The sequence below is a fragment of the Mycobacterium sp. genome, assembly GCF_049608025.1.
Classification (GTDB): domain Bacteria; phylum Actinomycetota; class Actinomycetes; order Mycobacteriales; family Mycobacteriaceae; genus Mycobacterium.
In genome coordinates, this window is sequence record NZ_JBMYXC010000079.1 from 1 (window position 1) to 12,016 (window position 12,016).

8 protein-coding genes are annotated in these 12,016 nt (G+C 67.2%); all 8 read right to left on the bottom strand.

Going from position 1 to position 12,016, the window contains the following annotated elements:
* A partial coding sequence (locus ACPGXI_RS16975) for an AAA family ATPase (protein ID WP_526655018.1) occupies positions 1-848 on the bottom strand: 848 nt, incomplete at its 3' end.
* The gene (recB, locus tag ACPGXI_RS16980; RefSeq protein WP_526655032.1) at positions 848-4,177 is read right to left on the bottom strand and encodes an exodeoxyribonuclease V subunit beta; all 3,330 of its coding nucleotides are present in this window, start codon (positions 4,175-4,177) and stop codon (positions 848-850) included. The genes ACPGXI_RS16975 and recB, both read right to left, overlap by 1 nt.
* Positions 4,178-4,182: 5 nt before the next feature.
* The gene (gene recC / locus ACPGXI_RS16985; protein WP_526655020.1) at positions 4,183-7,494 is read right to left on the bottom strand and encodes an exodeoxyribonuclease V subunit gamma; all 3,312 of its coding nucleotides are present in this window, start codon (positions 7,492-7,494) and stop codon (positions 4,183-4,185) included.
* Between the two features lie 3 nt (positions 7,495-7,497).
* A complete protein-coding gene (locus ACPGXI_RS16990) occupies positions 7,498-8,490 on the bottom strand; it encodes a magnesium transporter CorA family protein (RefSeq protein WP_526655022.1) in 993 nt (330 codons plus the stop codon).
* A 10-nt stretch (positions 8,491-8,500) separates the two neighbouring features.
* Entirely contained in the window at positions 8,501-9,202 is a 702-nt protein-coding gene (locus tag ACPGXI_RS16995) for a crotonase/enoyl-CoA hydratase family protein (RefSeq protein WP_526655024.1), read from the bottom strand.
* 120 nt (positions 9,203-9,322) lie between these two features.
* Positions 9,323-10,357 carry a phospholipase effector Tle1 domain-containing protein gene (locus ACPGXI_RS17000; protein ID WP_526655026.1) on the bottom strand — a complete coding sequence of 345 codons (1,035 nt, stop codon included), beginning with the start codon at positions 10,355-10,357 and terminating at the stop codon, positions 9,323-9,325.
* Between the two features lie 88 nt (positions 10,358-10,445).
* Complete coding sequence (locus tag ACPGXI_RS17005) at positions 10,446-11,468, bottom strand: DUF4352 domain-containing protein (RefSeq protein WP_526655028.1); 1,023 nt, start codon at positions 11,466-11,468, stop codon at positions 10,446-10,448.
* A 105-nt stretch (positions 11,469-11,573) separates the two neighbouring features.
* Positions 11,574-12,016, bottom strand: a 443-nt coding sequence (locus ACPGXI_RS17010; protein ID WP_526655030.1) for an MBL fold metallo-hydrolase, incomplete at its 5' end; no start/stop codon positions are given.

Here is a 12,016-nt window from a genome sequence, read left to right on the forward strand (position 1 = left end):
ACCGCCTCCAGCAGTCGCGCCATCATCGTCAAGGACACCATCGAGGTCTCGTCCACCACCACGACATCGTGTGGCAGCCGATTGTCGCGGTGATGCCGGAACCGCGACGAGGTATCCGGCCTGCTTCCCAAGAGTCGGTGCAGTGTGGTCGCGCGAAGTCCAGCCAGGCGCTGCCGGTCGATCTGTGGGAGCTTGCCCACCTCCAACGTCACCGCTTCGGCCAGCCTGGCCGCCGCCTTGCCCGTCGGAGCAGCCAGCGCCATCCGCGGCGCGGCGCTGCCGGTGAGGTCGGCCTGCTCGGCGATCGATGCCAGCAGTCGTGCGACGGTCGTGGTCTTCCCGGTGCCGGGCCCGCCGGTAAGAATCGTCAATCGTTGCGCCAGGGCCACTTCCGCCGCGGCGCGTTGCTCACTGAACTCGGCGGGGAACAGCCGTTCCAGATCGGGCAGCGGCTCCGCGGCATCGGCCTTGCGTAGCCGCGCTAAAACATCGCTGCACACCTGTTGCTCCTCGAGCCAGTACCGGTCGAGGTAGAGCAGGTCGGCCTTCGAGTCCGAGAGGATTCTCAGGACCGGAGGATCACCGGTGAGCGGGCTGGCCCGCACCGCCGCCAGCCATGCCCCCGGTTCGGGCCACGCTGCATCAGCCGCGCCGGCCTGCTCGTGCTGTTTCGCCACCAGTTGCAGGTCGAGGCAAACCGATCCGCTTCGCAGCGCTGCGACGAGTAGTCCGACGGCCAGGGCCACGGTCTCGTCGGGCTCGCGGGCAAGTGCGCAAAGTCGCTGTGCAACGTGGATATCCGCCAAACCGAGAATGGCGGAATCAGCGAAACCTCGCAACAGCTCCATCACGAGGTCCTCCCCGCGTGCAGCAGGTCAGACAGTGCCTCGATCAGAGCGGCCGGTGGGTGCCAGCTGAACACGCCGGCGGGATGACCAGCGATGCGCGGCGTGTCGGGTCCGCACATCCCGCGCAGGAACAGGTAGAGCACGCCACCGAGGTGGGTAGCCGGATCGTAACCGATCTGCCGCCACCGCAGAAAGCGATGCAGCACAACGGAGTACAGCAGAGCCTGGAGCGGATAGTCCGAGTGCAGCATGGCTTCGACCAGACGTGGCTGCTGATAATCGGCCGTGGTCAGCGGTGCGTCGGTGCCCAGCCAGTTCGTCTTGTAGTCGACGACGAGGTAACGCCCGTCGGTGCGGAGCACGGCATCCACCGATCCCGTTAGGTAGCCGCGCAGCGACTGGTGGCCCAGCTCGTCGCCGACCAGCCGATCTGCATAGCAGGCCAACGGGTCGGTGGGAGGTAGATATTCGCGCAACAGCAGCCCCACATCGGCGAGCCGGATCTCAGGTGCGCCGTCACGCAGATCACCTCCCGCGAGGGGAAATTCGAAATCCATCTCTCGCAGCCGATCCCCCAGCCCGATCTGGCGCAGGGTCGTATCGCCGGCCAATGGTCCCAGGGGGGTGTCGTGCAGTGGCACCAGCGCCGCTGCGAGCTGTTCGCCGGGAACGTCGACGGGCCACCAGACCGAGTGCGCCTCGATCTGGCTCTCCAGTTCGGCGGCGAGATCGGCGGACAACGGGTCCGCGGTCTCGAGCACGGCGTGCACCAGCGTTCCGAATTTCGCGCCCTTGGGCAGATCGGCCATCGGGGACGCGAGATCGGGGCCGGTGCTGGTGGGGCCGGGGCTGGTGGGGGAGGGAGAGGCTCCGGCGTCGGTTTCAGGACCGAACTCGTCGTCGAGCTCGACCACCTCGGGCTCGCTGGACACGCCGTGTTCCCCGCCGGTCTCCGCGGCCCGGATGAGCCCCGAGTAGGAGGTCCGCCGCCACAGCGTATCGATGTTGCGGTGGAAGTGGCGAACCGTGAGATCGTCTGCCGGGCTTGGTAACTCGACTTGAACCGGCGGTGCGATCACCGACTCCTCGAGCACCGGCCCGCCCACGTCGGCCCACCGCCGCAGCAGCGCCATCGCGTCCTGGTCGTCGATCCGGTGCGGGTCGCAACGGTCCGGAACCACCGGGTCGCCGGGCGTACGCCGCAATAGCCGGGACAGCCCGCCGTTGGGTTCGTCGTTCGACGGCGCCCACCACGCGATGACCTGCGACTGTGCGCGCGTCATCGCGACGTAGGTAAGCCTGACGTCATCACCGGCCGCCTCCCGGCGTCCCTGCTGTTGGACCATGACGTGGTCGGGGCTCGATGCGCCGCCTATGTGCAGGCAGCGGGTATCGCCGTCGTGGAACATCACCACGTCGCGGGTCTGGACGTTGCGGTTGAACGCGAACGGCAGATACACCACTGGAAACTGCAGTCCCTTGCTGACCCACACCGTCATGATCTGCACCGCCGCGGCGTCGCTGTCGAGTCGGCGGTTGCGTTCGACGGCCCCGCTGCGTTCTTCGCGCTGGGTGCGCAGCCAATCACGCAGCGCGGCCAGGCTGAAGTGGTTGCGGTGGGCGATATCGTGCAAGACCTGGGTCAGGTGCGCGAGGTCGGTCATGTGTCGCTCGCCGTCGACCCACGACAGCACCCGCTCGCCCATTCCGTTCAGCTGTGCGGCTTCGAAGACCGCGGCCACCCCGCTCTGCCGCGCGTGGTCGGCCCACTGACGCAGCTTCTCGGAGATTTGATCCGTCAGCTCATCACGTTGGGCAGCAAGTGTTTCCGCGGTCTGACCGAAAAACATGGTGGTCGCGGCGGCTCGGACCAGCCCGGAGCGGTGCGGCTGATCGAAGGCCTCCAACAGGCATAGCCAGTCCTCGGCGGCCGGAGAGCTGAATACGTCCGAGTCTCCGGTGTAGACGGCGGGGATGCCTGCGGCCGTCAGCGCGTCGAAGCAAGCATGGCCGTCGCGGTGGCTCTCGACGATCACCGCAACGTCGCGGGGCTGCAGGGGCTCGTCGCAGAACGTTGCCTCGCTGGCGAGTAGCGCGCCGATGTCGGCGGCCATATCCCGCGGGATGTGGTTGCGCAGTGTGCCGATCGGGATCACGCGGTTGGGCCGGATCCCCAATTCTTCGCGATTCACCACGCGCAGTCGGAAGGGTTCGTTGTGCGGCGCGCCCTTGAGTCGGTGCTGCGGGTACTTGGCCTGGACTTTGCGGACCACGATTCGTGGGTCGCCGAGTTGAGCATCGCGCATCACGGCCTGCAGGCTGTCGACCAGGGGGCCGTCGCTGCGGTAGTTGGTGCCCAGTGTCTTCTGTCTGCCCGCGGTCGATGCGGCGTGCAGGTAGGTGACGATGTCGCCGCCGCGAAACGCGTAGATCGCCTGCTTGGGGTCGCCGATCAGGATCACCGCGGAGTGCCCGCTGAAGGCGCGATCGATGACCTGCCACTGCACTGGGTCGGTGTCCTGGAACTCGTCGACCATCACGACCGACCACCGGCGCTGCATGCGCACCCGAGCCGGCGAGTCCTGCCCCTCGAGCGCGTGCGCCAGCCGGGAGAGTAGGTCGTCGTAATGCAGCAGGCCGCGCGTGCGCTTGCGGTTCTCCAGCTCGGCGCAGAACGCCTTTGCGAACTGCACCCGCACCGCGGAATCCAGGCCCGGCCCGGGATCCAGCGGACGTAGTTCGGTGTGCGCATTGGCGACCACCTCGCGAGCGAGGTTCAGTGCATCGTGGTAGCTGATCAGTGGCTCGTCACGCTGCTGCCCGAAATGTGCGAGGTAGAGGTCATTGACGATCTCGGCAACTAGGTCATCGAGGCTCTCGACCAGTTGCACTCCGGAGTCGCTGTCCCCGGCAACGCCGAGTGATTTCAGCACGAGCTGACAGAATTGATGTGTGGTCGCGATGGTTGCGGCGTCGAAGCCCGCCAAAGCGTCGCGCAACCGCCGCCTGCGGTCGGCCAACTCCTCGGCGGTGCCGGTCAGCAGATGTTCGATGACCTCGTTGGCGCCGGCTTGGTCGCGGTGGTCTGCGGGTGCGTCGAACGCCAGCACCGCCTGCAGGATCTGCTGGCGCACCCGCTCCCGCAGTTCCTGGCTGGCCGCGCGGCCGAAGGTGATCAACAGCATCTGGTCGAGCGGCGCCACACCTTCTGCGACATAGCGCGTCACGAGGCCGGCGAGCGCGAACGTCTTGCCGGTTCCCGCGCTGGCCTCCAGTACCGTGGTGGTCCGTGGTGCGGGCAGCGGACCGAGCAGGTCGAACGGCTCCATCTCCATCAAAACCGATCCCTCTCGGCGTGCAGCATCGGCAGCCATAGCCGGGCGGCGTAGGCGCCCAACCGGGTGCTCTCGCCCTCGTACTCCTCGCCTGGGCGCACCGGCGTCATCAGTACCCGAATGTGAGAAGCCCTACCCCAGACGAGTTCGTGCGCGGGCTGCTCGCTTTCGCCGGGGAATCTGCGGGAGTTCCACCTGAATCCGGCATCCCGTTCGGGTGAACCTCGGTTATACCTCGCATCGGCCCATGCATAGGATGTTCTGAGCGGCAACGGGATCGGCTCGCGGCGGCCGGCGTCATACATAGCGACGAGGTCGTTCAGTACGTCGAGGGCGGACTCCGGCGGCCCCAGGAGTCGCTCCTTTACTTTCTCTCCCTGCTTTGCCCGGCCGATGCACACCGCTGCCCAATTGCGGTCAGGGTAGCGAGCGGCCAACGCCACCAACCGAATCCAGGTCCGCAACAGATGGCGGCCATCTAGCTTCGAGTACGTGACAGCCGCCATGAGCTCGCCGTACAGCTGCGGCACCGTGCCGGTAACGCGTCGGCCTGCGCCGATGGTCGAGTCGATCTCAACGTCCACGTCGATCGCCCGTGGGTCCTGCGTGCGGTGACGTTGGGCGCAGGCCGCCAGCGCGGCCGATCGCGCCGCGACCTCCTGGGCCCGGCGCCAGCCGAGGCGTCCCGGTGGCAGCGATCCGCGGCGCCATTCTGCCTGCTGTGCGTCTGCCGGTGGCACGCCCCGCAGCATGTCCTCGAGCATCCGGTCGCCGATCTTCCACTCCTGCAACGCATCGATCTCTACCGGAATGGTGTCTTCGACGGTGTCGACGTCCCAAGGCAGGGTGAAGTCCAGCGCGCGGAAGAACCCCTTGACGGGATCGGAGAAGAATCCGATCAGATCGTCGAGTGCGACGTCGTCGGGTGGCGGAGGCGGAAGCGGCGCGTCGAACAGGCGCGGCCGCACTTCGCGATGGCCCGCCGCGACCCTGGCCGCCGTCAGGGCGGTCGAGTCGAACGTGAAGGGCTCACCCGGCGGCATGCCCAGCCGACCGGGCGTGACGTTGTCGATATCGAAGGGTTGCAACGGATGTTCGACGAGAACTCGGTCGCGGACCTTCGCGGTGGTGGTGACGTCGAGGGTATCCAGCAGTTCGACGACCGGTACCGCGGGTGGCCTGCGCTGACCGGAGTACTCGTTGGCGCCGGTGTAGGTGATGACCAACTTCTCGGTCGCTGCGCCGATCGCATCGAGCAGTAACTGTCGGTCCTCGGAACGGATGTCGCGCTCGCCGGTCATCGGGTCGCGGGCCAACGCATCGTCGCCGTCGAGGACCCCCAGGCGTGGGAACACGCCATCGTCGAGGCCGACAAGACACACAACGCGGTGTGGCACCGACCGCATCGGCACCATGGTGCAGACCGTCAGGGTGCCAGTGCGGAAGTTGGCGCGGGTGGGCCGGCCGGCGAGGTGGCGGTCGAGCAGCGCCCTGACGTCGGGCAGTCTCAGCTCGACATCGGTGTGTGTACCCGCATCGAAGAGCACACCATTCAGCTCGCGCTCCATCTGGCTGACCTGCCACATGTCGTCGTCCGGGACCGCGGTCAGCGCGGCAACGCCCACGGACAGCGCATTCAGCCACTCGCTCAACGGCATTGCACCCGAGAGGGATTCGACCGCGACGCGAAGTCGGTCGACGTACTCCGCGAGCCGTCCGGCGAGTTCGACCCGGTTGCTGCTCACATCGTCGAGTGGCAGCGTAATGTCCAGCCAGGCGTGCGAGTCATCGGACATCGCGACCCCGGCCAGCACCCGGTCCAGACCGAACCGCCAGGTGTTCTGCACGAAGTCGACACCGTAGGGGCGGCGATGGTCGCGATCGAAGCCCCAGCGGATGTTGGCCTCACGCACCCACTCGGCGATCGCGTCGAGGTCGTCGTCGCTGAAACCGAACTGGAAGCGGATCGGGCCGGCGTCGGCAAGGTTGAGCACGTCGTTGGCGGTGGCGCGCCCACCGGCCAGGTCGAGCAGTTGGCCGGCGACGCCGAGCAGCGGATTGGTCTGGGTGAGCGCGCGGTCGGCGAGCCTGACACGCAGCCGGTGCGCGGGATGAGCACCCTGCACGACTTCGCCGAGGCCGAAGCCCGCCACGATCAGGGGCGCGTAGGCCTCGATGTCAGGACACATGACGAGGATGTCGCGGGGCTCAAGGGTCGGATCGTCTGCGAGCAGTCCGAGCAGCACCTCGCGCAGCACGTCGATCTGCCGGGCCGTCCCGTGGCAGCTGTGCACCTGCACGGATCGGTCGGAGATGTTGTGTGACCGGCCTTCTCGGCGAACCGTGTTGGCCGCGATATCCGACTGTAGCCAGCCGAGTAGGGTGCCCGGCCGTTCGGCGGGTCCAGACCGACCATTCAAACAGTCATCGGTCTTGGTTTCTGCGGGCAGGCTGCGCTGTAATTCGCGCAGGTCCCGGCCGAGCGTAGCTAGCAGTGGGTGCCCGACGGCGCGGTGGGAGGTGTCCTTGCGGCGAGGAACTGCGCCGTGAGAATGTCGCAGGCAGGCCCACAGATTGTCACTGGGATGCGGCAGCCACAGGTGCAGATCGTGGTGGGTACTCAATGCGTGGAGGAGTGCGACTTCGGTCTGGGGCAGCCGGGTGTGGCCGAACAGCGACAGTCTGGCCGGCAGTTCAGCGCCGGATTCCTTCAGGCGGGCAACGGTTTTAGCGTGTCGGACGTGCGGCGGGTCAGCGTCGACGCGATCGACCAGGGCGCGGTAGAGCTCTGGCTGCCACTGCAGGTCGGAGTCGAGATCCTCGGTGCGGCCTTCGAGCCAGTCGACGAGTAGCTGCGGGCGCTGCCTGGCGTAGGAGGCGAACAGGCCCGCGAGGCGGCGGGCGACGGCATAGCGTCGCCCCTGGCGTAGGTCCTTCTCATCGCCGCCTTCGAAGTGGCCCAGGTGAGTGGCCAGCGCGGCGCACCAGGAATCGTCGAGGCAGCCGTCGATCACCGCCAGCAGCGGCCACACCATCGCATCCGGTGACCAGGGATCGTCATGGCCGGCCCCGGTGAGTTCGGCGATCAGCGATTGTGGATGCCGGAACGTCACGCCTGCACAGACGCCGTCAGTCTCGTGCCCGTGGCCCAATACGTGCGACAGTCGCTGGCTGAGCCAGCGCTCCAGCCCCCGTGCGGACACCAGAACGAGGTCCTCGGCGAACGGATCGACCGGGGGTGCGGAGAGCAGCTCTCCGAGGCCGTCGGCGAGCTGATCTGTGCGGTCGGCGCGATGGAGGTGAAGCGCCATCGGCTACAGCCAGTCCCGCTTCTTGAACATCACGTACAGCACGATCACCAGCACCACGATGATTGCCGTGCTCGTCACGAACCCGCCGACAGAATCGATACCGGGGTAGAGCACGTTCTGGCCGTAGAACCCGGTGATCGCCGTGGGTACGGCGACGATCCCCGCCCACCCGGTGAGCTTCTTCATCACGTTGTTCAGTCGGGCATCCTGCAGTGACAGGTTCGTCTCGAACACGGTCGTGACCATGTCCCGCAGCGAGTCCGTCCACTCCGACACCCTCAGTACGTGGTCGTAGAGGTCGGCGAATACCGGATCGAGTTCGGCCGCCGTCGCGCCGTCCATTCTGCGGTGCTGGATCATCGTCACCACCTCGCGCATCGGCAGCACCACCCGTCGCAGCGCCACTAAGTCCTTGCGGAGTTGGAAAGTGCTGCGTTGCAGGCCATTCCGTGGAACTTTGTCGGCAAATAAATCGTCCTCGAGCGCCTCAATCCCGTCATCGAGGAACTGAACCGTGTCGAAGTGACTGTCGACCACCACGTCGATCAGACCGTGCACCAGCGCGCCGACGCCGTGCTCCTGGCCGCCGAGTTCGTCGAAGCGCCGCGACACCTCGTCGACGTTGAAGTGCGGTGAGAGTCGGACGGTGATCAACCCGCGAGGCAGAACGAACCCCGAGATCCGGTGCATTTCCAGCATCGACTCCCCGGTGTCGGTGGACGGTGGAGTCTTGACCGACACCGCGTAGACGGTGAAGAACGTATGCGTCTTGTAGGCGACTGCCTTCGTGCGTTCGGCTTCGGCGACGGCATCTTCGACGGCCCATGAGTTGAGGTGCAGATCCTGGGCGAGTTCCTCGAGGATCGCGTGGTCAGGGTCGTGGATGTCGCACCACACCAAAGTGCCTTCGGTGGCCAGGTATTGCGACATCGACGAGAACGCGAAGTCGTCCTCGGGGTTGCCGTCGCGCCAGATCCGGCCTCGGACGTGGGTCACCCGGTCATCATCAGCTGAGAGTGAACTCCGTGGCCAGGCCGTCGATTCCGGCGCGGATGGCGTCGAGCGCGGGCCGGCGTGCCTTGAGTTTGGTACCGACGTGCGCACCGGCGTGCAGGGTCGTCGCGCATTCCTGAGCCACCTGCTGCGCGCGCGTGACCACCTGATCGGCGTCGACGATCTCATCGAGCCAGCCACCGGCGATCGCCTCATCGCCGACGAACGTCGACGCGAGCGCGGTCGCGCGCTGGAAAGCCGCGGGGGTCAGCCGCATCCGCATGATCTCAACGGCCGATATCGGAATGGTCATGCCGATGGCAACCTCGATGGCCTGACAGCGCGACTTGGGCGCGCCCACGCGATGGTCAGCCGAAAGGAGCAGGAAAGAGCCCATCGCGACGGCGGGACCGGTCGCGGCGATGATCACCGGCACGGGAAATGTGAGTACCCGTAGTGACAACTCGAATCCACCGGCAAGCATGGCAAGGGCTGCGGCTGCGTCGCCGGACTGGAACACCGCCAGGTCGAACCCGCCGCTGAATACCCGCGAGTTGCCCGCCAGCACCACCGCTTTGGCGGCGTCGGCCTCCGCCCGGTCCAGGGCCTCGTTGATCGCGGTCTGCATCGCGGGCCCCAGTACGTTCACCTTGCCGTCGTCCAGGGTGATGGTCGCTACCGAGTCTGCGAGTGCGTAAGAAACAGTGCTGGTCATGGTCCTCCTGCCGTGCCGAGTGAGGTGGATCGAACCTAACAGCGTCGCCCCGGTTGCCACCCAACCGGGTTTGGTTTCACAGAACGGGCAGGTAGCAGACCCCGCGGAGGCCGCGGCTCGCTACGACGCGCCGACCAGCTCCGGAACGGCGTCAGCGCTCGAAGCGGTGTCCATCAGACGTTCGGAGCGGGCCTCCCAATCCGGGTCGGCCCAGGTAACGCGCGCCGGCAGGCGCCGCCAATACGAGGGATGGGTGCGCAGGTACCTCTCCACGCTGGCGTGTACCGCAGCGTCTACTGGGACTTTGCGGAACGACATCGTGTGTGCGCCCTCGGCGAGGGCGTCGGCGGCGCCGGGCGCCAGCCGATTCGACGGCTGCGGCACTGCACCGGCATTAACGGCGCCGTCCAGTACCCAGTCCAGGGCGATCTGCGACAGCGGCGTGCAGGCGTTCTGCCCTCCGGCGACGTCATCATGGGCGCCACGGAACCAGACCTCCTCGACGCTGTCGCCCGCGGGGGCCAGAGGTTGCACGTCAAATGGTCCGTAGCCGCCGTCGATCGCGATGGCGTGTCTGGCAGCCGTGACGTTGGGGAGCGGGTCGGGGGTGTCCGGTCGGGGCAGGCCCGGCACCGCGACCGTGTCCCACAGGCCCAGGAATTCGACCTCGACCGCGATGTCACTGCGCCCGGCCAGGCGCGCGGCCAACCGGCCTACGCGCCGCCAATCCGACGTGCTGCGCGGGGTGCGCGGTATTGCGTAGGCGGACAACACATACTCGGTGAGGTCCGCCGCCCTCCACCGTGCGGAGTCGGGTCCACGCAGTATTCCGACCGTGCCGAGCAAGTGGGTTAGTGCCCGCGCGCAGTAGGCGCCGTGGCCCGAACCGAAGACAAAGAGGCGATCGCCGGGCTCCCAGCGGTCCATCAGGAATTCGTAGGCTTCGATGACGGATGCGCGGGCTCTGCCGCGCGCTTCAGACCGCCGATGCCGGCGCGGGAAGTGATGGGGACTGATCGCGTCGTTGTCAGGACGAGACCAGACGATCTGGTCAGCATCCGATTGCAGCAGTGCGACCAGGGCCGAGGCGTTCTTGACGCCGGCCGACCCGGAGCGGTCACGGCCGTGATCGAAACACAGCGCGATGTTTTTCACGAAGACCCCCGGCGTGATTGAGCGTGGAGCGCCGCTTTCTGAGTCTGCCAGGAGACCGCCGGACCGTCTGGGCTTTCGGCGATCGCCTTTAGGGCAGCGACACCTCGACGCCGGGGCTCAGCGGGTCCGCACGCAGCTCGATGACTTCGGGATCGGTACCGGGCGGCACGTCGTAGACGACCGCAACTTCGGCCTGGTCACCCGGGTTCAATTCGGCCAGCGCACCACCGGCGTAGAACGTCGCCTCGTCGTCGATCGAATACACGGTGCCTTCGGCGATGAGCTTCTGGAAGGTGCCCAGGAACGTGGCCGGTTCGTCGCTGGTGTTCGTCACAGTCATGTGCACTACGACGTACTCACCTGTCGCGGACTTGTCGACCGGGAATTCGAGGGATGAGACGGACGGGGTGATCTCGATGGTGTCCACCGTGAAAGCCAGGGGGCCGTCGGTGGCGTCACTGCGCTCGGGGGAGGGCGGCGCGACCGCCGTCGTCTCGGGCGCGGTGTCGGTCGGCGCCTCGCCCCAACCGCTGCCGGCAGTCGTGGTCGGGGGCGGCAAAATGGTCGTTGTGGGATCTTCGAACGCGCCAAGGCTCGAAGAACTGTCGTCGGTGAAGAACGCTGCGTAGACCGAGACCACGACCAGCACTCCCAACAGCGCCGCGCACACCGCCAGGTAGCGCGTGAGCAGCTGACGATCGCCGCCCGGGGCCGCGTTGGGTGGGCTCGAAGCCGGCGACGGTGCCATGGGCATGGCGGCGGCAGCCTCAGCCCGGGGTGGCGCCTCGCCGGATTCGTCGGGGTACGACGAGCCCGCAACGGAGTCATCAGATCTAGCTGCGGACTGGACAGGTTCGTTCGGCTGTGCCGGGGAGTCCGATGGATCCTCGTCCGCGCGGTGGGCGCCGCCGCGCCGGGGTGTGCTCGTCGGCCCCGACGGTTGAGGCGGCCCCGTCGGTGGAGGTGGCCCCGTGGGCCCGGCGGGTGGGGGCGGGGCGGCCTGCGGTGCCTGCGTCTGATGTTCGGTCCACGCGTGGCCGCTCCAGTAACGCTGCCCGCCCGACCCGTCGGGATCGGGGTACCAACCGGCTGGCATGTGCGGTGTGGTCATCGCGGTGGGTCCTCCCCTTACGCTCCGCCGGCGCGCAGCATCGGGAGGATATCTCACGACCACGTGGTCGACGGCGATCCCCGAGTCCAACGGTGATGGGCCCTGTCAGCCGCCCATCAGCATGCGCCACTGTTCCAGATTGCTCGCGCGGTAGACGAAGTTCGTGTTTCGGACCTCGGAGAGCGCCGCGCTCGGCTCTGCGGAGTACCAGTGCCCCGGGAATACCGTCGGGTCGCCGGGAAGCTGAGCCAGCGCCTGCAGGCTGCGGAACATCTCCTCGGCGTTCCCGCCGGGGAAGTCGGTGCGGCCGCAGCCCTCGAGGAAGAGGGTGTCACCGGCGACGAGGCGGCCGTCGAGCAGGAAACACTGGCTGCCCGGGGTGTGGCCGGGAGTGTGCAATAGCTCGATGTCGACATCGCCGACGCTGACGTGGTCGCCGTGCTGGTGAGACGTCAATTCGCTGGGTGCTATCCCGGTGACCCGCGAAACCCACTCCGCTTCCTGAGCGTTGACATGGACCGGCACACTGACACGTTCCAGCAGCTCGG